Here is a 12691-nt window from a genome sequence, read left to right as displayed (position 1 = left end):
TCGAACGGGCGCCTCGGGCGGCGCGAGACTACGCTACGCGAGCACAACACAGGCCAGAAATTTGCCGCGCGGGGCTTCACAGCAGCAGATCGTTTGTGCTAATAGCTCGAGTTGTCGTTGGCGGACTGGGCCGAAGGCACGACGGCGCCACGACCAGTAGTGTCGGATCATGGCCAGACCCATCGCAACGACCACCATCGTGCAACAGGGCGAACTGCTCGATTTCGCCCGGAGCAGGCACCGGATGCTGCTCGCCACCCGGCGTGCAGACGGCGGCCCGCAGATGTCGCCGGTCACCGGCGGCATCGACCAGAACGGGCGCATCGTGATCTCGACCTATCCCGGCCGCGGCAAGACGCGCAATGCCGAACGCGACCCGCGGGCATCCGTCGTTGTGCTCTCTGACGACTGGAACGGCCCGTGGGTGCAGATCGACGGCGACGCAGAGGTTCTGCACATGCCAGAGGCCGAAGACGCTCTTGTCGATTACTTCCGCTGCATCTCTGGCGAGCACCCGGACTGGGCCGAGTACCGCGCGGCGATGCGAGTACAGGGCAAATCGCTCATCCGAATCACTCCGACGCGCTGGGGGCCGATCGCGACGGGCGGATTCCCCGCCGACGTCGCGGCGAGGCTCGACTCCGAATAGGGCCACTATGCCTCACGAACCGGACTCGCAGCCCGCGGATGACGCTGGCCAGGATCGCGGAGCGTCCGGTGACGCCGCCCCTCGCCGGCTGCCGTTCGCGCTCTATCTGACGATCGCCTTCTGCGAGATGCTTGTGCTGGCCGTGCTCGCGGTCAGCCCGCTGTTTGCGGTCATCCTGCTCTCGGCATCCGGCCTGATCACGCTGATGACCCTGCCGCTCGCCGTGTTCTACATCGTGTATGCCAGCCGTGTGCGCGCCGGAGTGCGCACGGCTCTTGCCGCACCGGCGGTCGGCACCGCGACTGGTGGCGGCGAGCTGCCACCGGCTTCCGCCCAGGTGGGGCGAAAGCTGCTCACCGCGCGAGCGTCGGGGTTTCGACTCTGGAGACAGGGGAGCCTGTTCGCCGCGCAGTCGCTTGCGATCCTCTCGCTCGTGGGATGGGCCGGGTACGCCGTCGCCACGCTCAACGAGGGCTCGATATTCGTGGCGGTGCTGATCGCGGCACCGCTGATGCTCGGGCTCGCCGTGTTGGTGATCACACCGTTCTGGGCGTTCCCGCGGCACGTCGTCGAAGGCGAAGAACGGGCCCTCGCCACCCGCACGGGGCGGTGGCAGCTGATCCGAGCCCATCGCATCCTCAACCTGGTCACCCTGCTGGCTTTCGCCGCGCTGTCGCTCATGCTGGTGCTCGTCGAGGTCGTCACCCTGTTCGGCTGAGCCTGCGCCCGCCTCCGCCCGCCTCACGCCGGTGAGTGTCCAAAAACAGCCGAACTCGCGAGAATCGCGATCCTTGGCTAGCTTTTTACCCACTCACACTCAACGAAGACGCGCACGCCCCAGGGCGACGATACCGACACCGAGTGCGACCAGCCGCACGACGTTCACCGTGTGCCAGCGCGTCTTGAGGCCGGACAGCCGTGCCGCTGACACACTCTGGTCGCCGGTCAGCAGCGGTACGTTCACCGTGCGAATCAAGAAACCGCTCAAGCCGAGTGCTGTGCCGAGTGCGCCCATTGCTACGGTCGCCTCGGTTGTGCGTCCTCGTCGCCAGGCGGTTGCCACTGCGAGCGCGGATGCCGGGAGGGCAGCAAGCCCATTCAGAGCGAAGTACCGCACAGGACTCCCCGGCGCGATCACGCCGGGCCGTCGGTGCGAGCGCGAGTCGATGAGCAACTGCGGAACATCTACGAGACCTTCATAGAGATTGGCCACGAACCAGGCAGCATCCCCCACCAGGGCAATGTCGACGGCGAGTTCCCGACCACTGCGCGCGCGTCTTCCCATGTCTGGAGTTTATCGCCGCGCCGGACCCACTCCCCAGCCTCGCCTCCGACCTCGCTCTCCGGCCGCTGAGTGTCAAAAAAGCAGCCAAGCTCGCGAAGATCACGACCCCTGGCTGCTTTTTTGGCACTCACACTCGGGCTCACGCAGCCCACAGAAGAGGCCAGACGGAAACTCCGCCTGGCCTCTTCTGGTTCTCGGGTGGGTGGTCAGGGGGTCACGCCGCTGCAGCCAGCCGCTCGCGGTTCGCCGTGGCGACGAGCCCGTCGTCGCCGACGGTGATCTCGACGCGCGCACCGGCATCCAGTTCGGCGTCGATCATCAGCTCGGCAATGCGGTCGTCGACCTGCCGCTGAATGACGCGGCGCAGCGGGCGAGCACCGTACTCGGGCTCGTACCCGTTCTCTGCGATCCAGTCGACGGCCGCCTCGTCGATCGAGAAGCCCATCCCCTGGGCGTGCAGCCGGGCGGATGTCTGCTCGAGCAGCAGCTGCACGATCTGACGCAGCTGCGCCTGGTCGAGCTTGCGGAACAGGACGATCTCGTCGATGCGGTTCAGGAACTCGGGGCGCATCGCCTCACGGAGCTTGCCCATCACGCGGTCCCGAAGCGCCTTCTCCGAACCGAAGCCGTTGTCGGAGCCGTCTGCAGACGGGGCCACGAACCCGAGCGCTCCGCTCTTGCTCGCGAGAAACTCTGAACCGAGGTTCGAGGTCATGATCACGACCGCGTTGCGGAAGTCGACGGTGCGGCCCTGCCCGTCGGTCAGGCGCCCGTCGTCGAGCACCTGCAGCAGCAGGTTGAACACGTCTGGGTGCGCCTTCTCGATCTCGTCGAGCAAGATCACCGAGTACGGGTTGCGCCGCACACGCTCGGTGAGCTGACCGGCCTCGTCGTAACCGACGTATCCGGGAGGAGCACCGACCAGGCGGCTGACCGTGTGCCGCTCGCCGAACTCGCTCATGTCGAAGCGCAGCATGGCGTTCTCGTCGCCGAACAGCGACTGCGCGAGCGCCTTCGCGAGCTCGGTCTTTCCGACACCCGTCGGGCCGAGGAACAGGAAGCTGCCGACCGGCCGACGCGGGTCGCCCATGCCCGTGCGGTTGCGCCTGACCGCCTTCGCGATCGAGGTGACCGCGTCATCCTGGCCGATCACGCGCTCGTGCAGCTCTGTCTCGAGCTTTCCGAGTCGGACCCGGTCGCCCTCGGTGAGACGCGTCGCCGGGATGCCCGTTGCGCGCGACACCATCTCGGCGATCTCTTTCTCGGTGACGACGGACGACACGTTCCTCGCCTCTGCGGTCAGCTCGGCGTTGGTCGCCTCTGCCTGCTCGATCCGGCGCTCGATGGCCTCGACCTCGTCACGCAGCCTCGAGGCGTCTTCGTACCGCTCTTCGGCGACCGCCGCGTTCTTCGCGTTCTCGAGAGCTGTGCGCTCTTCGCTCAGCGCATCGACGTCGATCCGCGAACCCAGACTGAGGCGCAGCCTGGCACCGGCCTGGTCGATGAGGTCGATCGCCTTGTCCGGCAGAAAACGGTCGGTGACATAGCGCGCAGACATCTCGACGGCCGCACGAACGGCATCCTCTGTGTAGTGCACGCCGTGGTGGTCTTCGTAGCGCACCTTGAGCCCGTCGAGAATGCGAACGGCATCGTCGATGCTGGGCTCAGCCACGGTCACCGGCTGGAACCGTCGCTCGAGAGCGGGGTCCTTCTCGACCTTGCGGTACTCGTTCAGAGTCGTCGCACCGATGATGTGCAGCTCACCGCGGGCGAGACGAGGCTTCAGGATGTTTCCGGCATCCATTCCGCCGCCCTCTCCGCTGCCGCCGGCGCCGACGACGGTGTGCAGCTCGTCGATGAAGACGATCAGCCGCTCTTTGTGTGCGCTGATCTCGTCCATGACCTTGGTCAGTCGCTCTTCGAAGTCACCGCGGTAGCGGGTTCCAGAGAGCATGCCGGCGAGGTCGAGGGCGACGACGCGCTTGTCGCGCAACATCTCGGGAACATCGCCGTCGGCGATCGACTGAGCGAGCCCCTCGACGATGGCCGTCTTGCCGACACCGGCTTCGCCGATCAGCACCGGGTTGTTCTTGGTGCGGCGCAGCAGGATCTCGACGGTCTGCTCGACCTCGTCTGCACGACCGATCACCGGGTCGAGCTCACCCTCGCGGGCGAGCGCTGTGAGGTCCGTGCCGAAGCTGTCGAGCGTCGGCGTCTCCGAATCCGGGGACACCGGACGGACGCCCTGCGCCTGCCCCTGCTGGGCCTGCTGGGCCTGCTGGGTCTGAGCCTGGCCGGCCTGCAATGCCTCTGGGGTCACTCCGTGACGGGCAAGCAGCTGTCCGGCGACGGCATCCTGGTTCACCACCAGGGCGAAGAAGAGGTGCTCCGGGTCGATGTAGGTGGAGCCGAACGCACGTGCGACCTGGTGTGCGTCGAGCAGGGCGCGCTGCGCGGACGGCGTCAGCGACGGACGCCCCTCGATCTCGGCACCCGATTTCTGCGGCAGGCGTTCCTCCACGGCACTCGCGAGCGCAGACGGGTCTGCGCCGGTCTGCCGGATGGCGTCTGCCGCCGGAGACTGCTCGAGCGAGGCACGCAGAATGTGAAGCGCGTCGACCTCGGAGTGGCCGTGCTCGACGGCGTAGTTCGCCGCAGCGGCGAGCAGCTCGTGGGTGCGCCGGCTCAGCAGCCGGGTGATGTCGATGGAACGCCCCGACTGCGCTGCGCGCTGGCCCTGCAGGTAGCGGGCGATGAACTCGTCGAACGAGCCGTCACCGGCGCCGGCCGAGCTGAAGAATGTAGGCATCAGACCTCCTGTGTTGAAACTTGAGTGCCTTTGACTCATGTTAACGCAGGCGAGGGCCATCCATTCCCGGATCCTCAAAAAGTTGAGCGGATTGGGCTCAAGGTTCTCGACACATCATGTCGGCGGCGCTGAAGATACGTCGGTCGTACCGCACCGAAGAGGCCCGTGCCCACAGCGCGAACTCACCGCACAAGCTCGTAGAACCGAAAGAACCCAGCCTCGCCGAGCGTGCGAACACCGCTGAATCCCGCCTCGCGGGCATACCGATGCAGGGTCGATGGCCTCATCACCGTGCCGGTGCCGGCCGACGGCGTCGTCGAGAGCCCGTCCGGCAGGCAGACGAACAGGCTGAACCCGTACATAAGCCGTTCGATATCGTCACCCCGCCCCGTGAACTCGTCGCCGACGGCCTCATCCATAACGATCACAACACCGTCATCGCTGGCGAGCTCGCGCATCGCCGTGAGCACCGGAACAGGCTGCGCCATATCGTGAACGCACTCGAACGCCATCACGACCTCGAAGGTGTCAGCGGGCGGACTCTGCACCACGTCATCGGCGCTGAACGAGACCCGCTCGGCAACCCCCTCCTGCCGGGCGTTGGCTGTCGCCATCTTGATCGAGGGGGCATCGATGTCGTAGCCGGCAACCGTGAGCGCCGGGTAGGCCCGTGCGAGGGCGATGGACGACCATCCCGCACCGCACCCGATGTCCGCAGCACGCGAGCCGGGTCGAGAGAGAAGCTCGTGAACCCTGTCGAATCCGCGGAGCTGGTCAGCCAGCAGACTCTCGAAGAACGGCCGGTTCATGTCACTCTGGCTCTCGCGCATGCCCTGCCCGAAGGCGTCCCACGACACCCCTCCGCTCACCCGGTGCGCTTCGAGGAGTGCCGTCATCTGCTCTCCCGCAGTTGTCAGCATCCGCGCGAGGGGCGCAAGATAATCGGGATTGAGCACATCGACCAGCACTGCCTGATGCTCTGGCGGCAGCGTGAACCGTGGCGTCTCCCCGTCGAAATGGACGGTGAGGATGCCGGTGGTCGCCTGCTGCTCGAGCCACTCTCTCGCGTATCGCTCGGATGTTCCGGCTTCGGCGGCGATCTCGCGTGGCGAGCGCGGACCGGCGGCCAGTGCGCGGTAATAGCCGAGGCGATCCCCCATGTGGATTGCGAGCATATCGATCATTCCGAGGGCGGAACCGAGAACTCTTTCAGCAAACTGCTCTGTTGTGCTGGTCATGACTGCCTCCGGCCGTCAGCGGGTGAGAAGGCAAACGTTACTCGCCGCCGCGCGAAAGCGCACGCATCCGTGCCTGCGACGGACGCCTCTCTAGGCGGGGGCCTCTAGGTGGGGGCCTCTAGGTGGGGGCCTCTAGGTGGGGGCCTCTAGGTGACTTTTGCGGACCCGGGTGCGCGTTCCGCCGGCCACACCCGTCCGGAAAGGTCACCTGGAGTGACGGGGTGGGCGACCCGGATCGCTCCGGCCGCCCACCCCGTCTCTGAGATGAGCCAGACCTCGCTCAGCCCCGGCTCATGCTCCTGCCGCGTCGTGCGAACAGCAGCGCACCCGCCGCCGCGAGCAGAGTGAGCACCGCGAGGAGCGCTGGTCCCGCATCGACCCCGGTGTGAGACAGTTCGCCCCGGTTCTCGCCACCCTGCGCGGCGGCGTCACCACCGGCATCCTGGCCACCGCCTTGCGCACCATCGTCGCCACCACCGTCGCCACCGTTGTGCCCGCCGTCGTCTCCGCCTCCTTCGCCGCCTCCGTCGGTCGGTGCGACCGTCAGAGCAGCGATCGCATCGAGGATGGCCTGCGCCATCGCGTCGACGACATGCTGCTGATCGGCCGTCAGCGAACGATCGACGGCCGCCACCGCACGGTTGAGCGCGGCCACCGACTCGGCGGTGTATCTCGTCAGATCCGTTGGGATCTCAGCCAGCGCGGCATCCACAGCGGAGTAGTCCGCGGAACGGTCTGTGTCCGGTGCGACGACGGCCGAGAACGGCACAAGCGGGTTCGGAATCGTGACCTGCCGCAGCTGCTCATCTGTGGCGAAGTCGTACGCTGTGACCACTATGCGGTCGCCGTAGGAATCAAGGGTCAGGCCCCGGTTGACGTCGCGTGTGACGATCTCCTCGATCCCCGCGGTGTTCTCACCCCGAGCGTCCCACTCGACGTGCATTGCGAGGGTGTTGACGGCCCAGAAGCCGTCTGAGTGCCCGTCTGCGGTCCGGCGCTGCACGGCCCAGTCGCCCAGTTCTGCCGGGTAATGGGTGTGACCGCTGAAGACGATCGCATTCGGATAGTTGCCGAGGATGCTCGTCAGCCGGTCATTGTGCAGATGGTGGTTGTGATACGCCGGGATCCACGAAGCCGAGACGGTATCTCCCAGCGGGAAGTGGGTGATGACGACGATCTGCTTGTCGCGTTCGGTCCAATAGGCCAGTCGTTCCTCGAAGAAGCGCACCTGTTCCTCACCCATCGCCACCTCCGAGGGGTTCGCGAACTCCTGCCCGAGCACGATGACGGGCTGCTCGCCGGACGGCCCATCAAGCACGTACTCACCCCACGCCTTGTCACGTTCCGCAAAGTCGAGGAATCGCTGGAAGTTGGCGTTGAACCCGCCGGCCGCATAACGTTCGTGATTGCCGATCGCCGCGACGGTCTGCTCAGGACGGAAGCCGGCTGAAGCGTCCATCACCCCGTAGATCTCGTCCCATTCGGCGCTCGTGCCCGAGTTCACGATGTCGCCGACCATAAGCAGTCCGCTGGCGTCAGGCGCGATCTCCCGAAAGTCTTCGAGGCCGTGGGCGAAGTCTTGCGGATGGCCCTGGATGTCCGAGACGACCCAGGCCTGCGTCGGCGTCTGCGACGTGTCGGTGAGCACCTGGTGCACCGCAACCGAGTCGATCGCCCAGTAGCGCGAGTCAGCGCCGCCCGTGAACTCCCAGGAGAAGACCACGCTCTTGGCCCGCGCGGGCACGTCGACCCTCACGTCGTGGGCGCTGTTCATCTCCATTCCGTCATAATCGCTGGTGACGCTGGTGTCGTCGAGACGCAGGATGTCCACCGGTGCCGCGCCATCGAAGCTCGCCCGAACGATGCCGGACTGGCCTGGCGCGCCGCGGTAATGACTGTCGAAGGTGAGACGAACCGCGCCCAGGTCGGTGACCGTCACGGGTTCGCTGGTGAGGGTCGCCGCGAACGGGTGATCGCCGAACTGCTGGGCGTCTGCGACGGCAATGGCGTCGTGCGACCGCCCGAAGCGCTTGCGCATCTCATCGGTGGTGCTCGTCCAGTCCGCACGCGTCGTGAACTGCCAACCTCGGTACTCGTCAGAGCCGATGCCGTCCATCCCGGGGGCCGACTCGACTGCCCATCCAACGGGCGCGGATGCGACCTCGAAGCCCTCGCGCAGGATCACGCCATCTGTCGCGGTGTCTGTGACGACCGGATCGATCTCGACCGGGGCGTTGGGATCGCCGGGGCCCGGTGCATCGGGGTCGCTGACGACCGTGAACGTCTGCTTTTCGGCCAACGGCGTGTACCCGTCTTCGGCCAGGAACCAGACATCGTATGCGCCCGGGGTGAGATTGAGAGTAAAGGTCAGTGAGCCTGACTCGTCTGGGGCGTATTGCCAGAGGGTGGATGAGACCGCACCCGGCGCCTCACCGTCGCCGTAGATGCCGATCCAGTTCAGCGCGTGCTGCGCGTCTGTCGTGTAATCGATCGTCAGCACGCTCTCCGCCTCCAGCTCACTGGCAGACAGCGTGAACGAGGAGCCGGTTGCGTCGGCGGCAGAAACAGCGGAAGCGGTTGGTGCGGAGGCGTCCGTGGCACTCGCATCGGCGACAGGGGTGACGATAAGCGCCACGGCCATCGCAATGCTCGCGAGCACAACGCGGCGACCGCCTAATCGGACGGCTTGAGGAGATGACATGTCAGGGTTCCTTTCGAATGATCCGCGGGGGCGGCCATGGGAAAGAAGTTCACGATCTGAATGTGAACAACTGGTTGACTCCTGCAGAACTATCGACTGCCACACAGCGAAACCGGCGACGCGGGGGAGATGAGTGTGCACAGCGGTTCAGAATCGTCGCTGCTTCCGGTTCATTCCACGGACATCACACCGAAGGATGCCCCTGTGACATCCCGCAGTGTCGCGATGCGTCCGTAGGGGGTGTCCTCCGGCTGCATCTCCACACTCCCACCCAGTTCAACCGCGCGAGCAACCGTTGCGTCGACGTCATCCGATCCGAACGACACCGACCAGGTGGCCGGTTCGCCGGCCGGGAGGGAGCCCGCGGCATCCCACAGCCCCGCGTACTGCTCACCGTCACGATCGAAGACCTTGTAGCGGAAGTCATCCGTGTCGCTCTCGGTCACGAGCGACCAGCCGAACGCGGCTTCATAGAAATCCTGCGCAGCCTCATAGTCGGTCGCGAGCAGTTCGAACCAGACCGGCGCGCCGTGTATGCCCTGCACCTGAAAACCCGTGTGGTCACCCGACTGCCAATACCCGACACTCGCGCCCGTGGCATCGACGGCGAAGCCCATGGTGCCCATCGCCGGAACCTCCATGGGTTCGAACATGTTGCTTCCGCCGGCCTCGGCGATGGCCTCTGCCGTCGCCGCCGCGTCATCGGTGCGCAGGTAGATCGTCCAGGCATCGGGATAGGGCATGGTGTCGTCTTTTTTCATCATGCCCGCCACCCGGTTGCCGTCGAGGGTGAAGCTCACGTAGCCGCCATAGACCTCGTCATCGCCGCGTGTCGCGTTCCAGCCGAACAGCGTGCGGTAGAAGTGTTCCGACCGCTGAGGTTCCGCGGTCGACAGGTCGATCCAGCAGGGGGCGCCGCCCACCGTTGCGGGTGCGTTCGGCATGGAAACATCCTTTCGTCGTCGATGACGTGGCTCACACTACGCCGGTCGTACACGGCTCGCCAGGGCGATGGCGCCGATGCACCCGTTCCGCACTATGGCGCCGGCTCGATGCGCACGATCCAGTCTGCCGTCACGTCCGGGTCGTGCGTCGCGTGCACAACAGCGGCCCCGGCATCCGCACAGTCCCGCAGGATGCCGGGCAGCAGCGCTTTCCCCTCGGCGTCGAGACTCGTGGCCGGCTCGTCGAGCAGCAGCAGCCGCGGCTGCTGCGCAAGAGCCTGGGCGAGAAGCACGCGCTGCCGCTGCCCTCCCGAGAGCGACGAGAGCGGCCGGGCGGCGAGGTGGGCGAGGCCCAGCCGGTGCATCCATCCGGTCACGATGTCGCGGTCGCGCGCACGGGGCGCCCGCCAGGCGCCGAGATGCGCCCACCTTCCCATGCCGACGGCGTCTCGCACGGTGATCGGAAGCGCATCCGTCACGGCGCTGCGCTGCACCAGGTAGGCAGGTCGTCCGCCGTGAGATCGCACGACTGTTCCCCTGTCCGGACGACGGATGCCCGCGATCACGTCGAGCAACGTCGACTTTCCCGCACCGTTCGGCCCGGTGAGCACGGTAATGCCCCCGGGGCGGATCTCGAGGTGCACCCCGGAGAACACCGCCTCGCCACGGTGCCAGACGCCCACGTCTCGCAGCACAACGACGCCAGATGCCTCTGAGGACGATTCCCCGAGAGCCTCATGTGCCGCCGCGCGGGTGCGCGGATGTTCCGAGCGCATATGACCTCCGGTGATGTCGGCGCGGTCGCGAGCGGCGGCGGCGGGCCGATCGCACCACTGTTGAGAATGAGTATCATTAGCAGTATAGGGTGGGATCATGGACTGGTTCGTGGCACCCTTCGAGGTCGCCTTCGTGCAGCGCGCACTGATCGGCGGCATGCTCGTCGCCGTGCTCTGCGCGCTCGTCGGCACCTGGGTGGTGCTGCGCGGGATGGCGTTCCTCGGCGAGGCGATGTCGCACGGGCTGCTGCCCGGCGTCGCGCTCGCGACCCTGCTCGGAGGCAGCCCCCTCATCGGGGCCGCTCTCAGTGCGATCGCGATGGCCGGCGGTGTGACGCTGCTCGGGCGATCCCGCCGCATCAGCGCCGACACGGCCATCGGCCTGCTCTTCGTGGGGATGCTGTCGCTCGGCGTGATCATCGTGTCGTTCTCGCGCAGCTTCGCCGTCGACATCACGGGATTGCTGTTCGGTGACGTGCTCGCAGTGCAGCCGGCACACCTCGTGGTGCTGACCGTCGCGCTGATCATCGCCCTGGTTGCGAGCATCCTCGGCTTTCGCTCGTTCGTCGCACTGTCGGTCGACCCGCGCACGGCGGCCGTTCTCGGCCTGCGCCCGCGGCTCGCTTCGGCCATGCAGCTGGGACTCGTCACCCTCGCCGTCGTGGCCTCGTACCACGTGGTCGGCACCCTTCTCGTCGTCGGCCTTCTTCTCGCGCCGGCGGCCGCCGCCGTGCTCTGGGCCCGCAGCATCCCGTTCGTGATGGTGACCGCCGGCATCCTCGGCGTCGCCGCGGTCGCCACCGGTCTGCTCATCTCCTGGCACGCCGGCACCGCCGCCGGCGCCACGATCACGGCGGTCGCCACCGGTTTCTTCGCACTCTCGGCATCGGGCGCCGCCATACGGGACCGGCCACGGAACCGGCGCCGGCGCCACGACGCAGACGCAGCCGCGACCTCGGCGAGGGTGACGTGGTCCGTCGCGCATCCCCCCACCCTGCCCAGTCTCAGCCCCGGCCCGACCGACACCACGCCCGCGCCCGCATCACGATCCCGAACGAAACCACCTCGTATGGAAAGCAGCATCAGATGAACCGACCCACCGAACGCGCCGCACGACTGGCCGGCGCCATGCTCGTGTTTGCCCTCGTGCCGTCCGCCCTCGCCGGGTGCGCAGACCAGCGGGACGGAGAGAACAGGGCCGACGCAACACCGCACGGATACATCGAGGGCGCGGAGGAGAACACCGAGCCGCAGACCCGCCTGATCGTCGCCGACACCGCCAGCGGAGACGTCGAGCTCATCGATCTGCTCACCGAGCAGTCCACGGCACTCGAATCCGTCCAGGGTGCGTCGTCGCTCACGGCGGACGGCCGCTACGCCTATGTGCAGGGTGACGACGGGCTCACCGTTCTCGACGGCGGCGCCTGGACCGTCGACCATGGCGACCACTCCCACTACTACTCCGCGGAGCCGTCCGTCATCGGCTCGCTGCCGACGGGCGACGGCGTTGTGGTCGCCGGCGACACGGCCACAGCCGTCTTCGAGGACGACGGCACGATCACCCTGCTCGAGCGCGAGCAGCTCGACGATCACCGTGTCGAGACCGCCGACGTCCAGACCGTCACACCGCACAACGGCGTCGCCGTCCCGGTCGGCGACGCGGTGCTGCGCAGCACGACCGGCGGCGACGAGCTGCCGAGCGGACTCGAACTGGTCGACGGCGACGAGATCAGGCCGGTCGAGGTCACCTGCACCCGGCTGAGCGGGACCACGGTCACCCGCCGCGGCATCCTGTTCGGATGCGCGGAAGGCGCCGTGCTCATCGATGACGAGACGCTCGAGGCGACGACCATCCCCTATCCGGACGGCACACCCGCCGAGAGCCTGGCCCGGTCGTTCGCGCACCGCCCGGCGTCGACGGTGATCGCCGCTCTCGCCGACAACGGCGTGTGGTCACTCGACCTGGACGCACTGAGCTGGATGCTCCTGCCCGTCACGGATCCGGTAGCGGTGTCGTCGGCCGGCGCAGGGATGCCTGTGCTCGCCCTCGACGGCGCCGGAACACTCCATGCGTTCGACCCGGCGACGGCCGAGCCGATCGCCAGCGCGCCACTTCTCGAGAGCGTTCCAGACGAGGGTGTGTCGATCGTTGTGGACACCGACCGCGCATACGTCAACGACCCGCACGCCGGAGTGATCCACGAGATCGACTACCTCGACGATCTTCGTGAGGCTCGCGTCCTGACCCCGGACGTGCGCCCCGATCTGATCGTCGAGACCGGATGGTGA

General features: G+C 67.1%; 10 protein-coding genes. 4 read left to right on the top strand and 6 right to left on the bottom strand.

The annotated features are described in order from the left end of the window. Positions 1-169: 169 nt before the first annotated feature. Positions 170-649: a PPOX class F420-dependent oxidoreductase gene (locus ACYVF5_RS15120; protein ID WP_460947883.1), complete on the top strand. Its 480-nt coding sequence runs from the start codon at positions 170-172 to the stop codon at positions 647-649. A gap of 7 nt (positions 650-656) precedes the next feature. After that, positions 657-1367 (top strand): hypothetical protein, encoded by a 711-nt coding sequence (locus ACYVF5_RS15115; RefSeq protein WP_460947881.1) that lies wholly within the window; start codon positions 657-659, stop codon positions 1365-1367. A 99-nt stretch (positions 1368-1466) separates the two neighbouring features. Here the strand turns inward: ACYVF5_RS15115 and ACYVF5_RS15110 are convergent, their stop codons facing one another. The 6 genes from ACYVF5_RS15110 to aztA form a co-directional block, all read right to left on the bottom strand. After that, entirely contained in the window at positions 1467-1934 is a 468-nt protein-coding gene (locus ACYVF5_RS15110; RefSeq protein ID WP_460947879.1) for a hypothetical protein, read from the bottom strand. A gap of 214 nt (positions 1935-2148) precedes the next feature. Beyond that, a complete protein-coding gene (locus tag ACYVF5_RS15105; RefSeq protein WP_460947877.1) occupies positions 2149-4743 on the bottom strand; it encodes an ATP-dependent Clp protease ATP-binding subunit in 2595 nt (864 codons plus the stop codon). Positions 4744-4925: 182 nt separating this feature from the next. Further along, positions 4926-5981, bottom strand: coding sequence for a class I SAM-dependent methyltransferase (locus ACYVF5_RS15100; protein ID WP_460947875.1), 1056 nt, complete (start codon positions 5979-5981; stop codon positions 4926-4928). A 280-nt stretch (positions 5982-6261) separates the two neighbouring features. Next, positions 6262-8682, bottom strand: a complete 2421-nt coding sequence (locus tag ACYVF5_RS15095) for a DUF4073 domain-containing protein (protein ID WP_460947873.1) — start codon at positions 8680-8682, stop codon at positions 6262-6264. Between the two features lie 170 nt (positions 8683-8852). Next, positions 8853-9626 (bottom strand): VOC family protein, encoded by a 774-nt coding sequence (locus ACYVF5_RS15090; protein ID WP_460947871.1) that lies wholly within the window; start codon positions 9624-9626, stop codon positions 8853-8855. 92 nt (positions 9627-9718) lie between these two features. Continuing rightward, positions 9719-10402: a zinc ABC transporter ATP-binding protein AztA gene (gene aztA, locus ACYVF5_RS15085; protein WP_460947869.1), complete on the bottom strand. Its 684-nt coding sequence runs from the start codon at positions 10400-10402 to the stop codon at positions 9719-9721. A 97-nt stretch (positions 10403-10499) separates the two neighbouring features. On the opposite strand from aztA, the gene aztB reads away from it, so the two are divergent. Both aztB and ACYVF5_RS15075 read left to right on the top strand, forming a co-directional pair. Continuing rightward, complete coding sequence (gene aztB, locus ACYVF5_RS15080; protein WP_460947867.1) at positions 10500-11492, top strand: zinc ABC transporter permease AztB; 993 nt, start codon at positions 10500-10502, stop codon at positions 11490-11492. Then, entirely contained in the window at positions 11489-12691 is a 1203-nt protein-coding gene (locus tag ACYVF5_RS15075) for a hypothetical protein (RefSeq protein WP_460947865.1), read from the top strand. Before aztB ends, ACYVF5_RS15075 begins: the two co-directional genes overlap by 4 nt.

This window comes from Okibacterium endophyticum (genome assembly GCF_054780075.1).
Note: the sequence above shows the minus strand (reverse complement) of the source record. Positions and strands in the feature narration are given on the sequence as shown.

What these genes read in the sequence shown, in the direction of transcription:
- aztA (WP_460947869.1), bottom strand. Translation starts at nt 10,402, where the DNA reads ATGCGCTCGGAACATCCGCGCACCCGCGCGGCGGCACATGAGGCTCTC.
- ACYVF5_RS15105 (WP_460947877.1), bottom strand. Translation starts at nt 4,743, where the DNA reads ATGCCTACATTCTTCAGCTCGGCCGGCGCCGGTGACGGCTCGTTCGAC.
- ACYVF5_RS15095 (WP_460947873.1), bottom strand. Translation starts at nt 8,682, where the DNA reads ATGTCATCTCCTCAAGCCGTCCGATTAGGCGGTCGCCGCGTTGTGCTC.
- ACYVF5_RS15100 (WP_460947875.1), bottom strand. Translation starts at nt 5,981, where the DNA reads ATGACCAGCACAACAGAGCAGTTTGCTGAAAGAGTTCTCGGTTCCGCC.
- ACYVF5_RS15075 (WP_460947865.1), top strand. Translation starts at nt 11,489, where the DNA reads ATGAACCGACCCACCGAACGCGCCGCACGACTGGCCGGCGCCATGCTC.
- ACYVF5_RS15090 (WP_460947871.1), bottom strand. Translation starts at nt 9,626, where the DNA reads ATGCCGAACGCACCCGCAACGGTGGGCGGCGCCCCCTGCTGGATCGAC.
- aztB (WP_460947867.1), top strand. Translation starts at nt 10,500, where the DNA reads ATGGACTGGTTCGTGGCACCCTTCGAGGTCGCCTTCGTGCAGCGCGCA.
- ACYVF5_RS15115 (WP_460947881.1), top strand. Translation starts at nt 657, where the DNA reads ATGCCTCACGAACCGGACTCGCAGCCCGCGGATGACGCTGGCCAGGAT.
- ACYVF5_RS15120 (WP_460947883.1), top strand. Translation starts at nt 170, where the DNA reads ATGGCCAGACCCATCGCAACGACCACCATCGTGCAACAGGGCGAACTG.
- ACYVF5_RS15110 (WP_460947879.1), bottom strand. Translation starts at nt 1,934, where the DNA reads ATGGGAAGACGCGCGCGCAGTGGTCGGGAACTCGCCGTCGACATTGCC.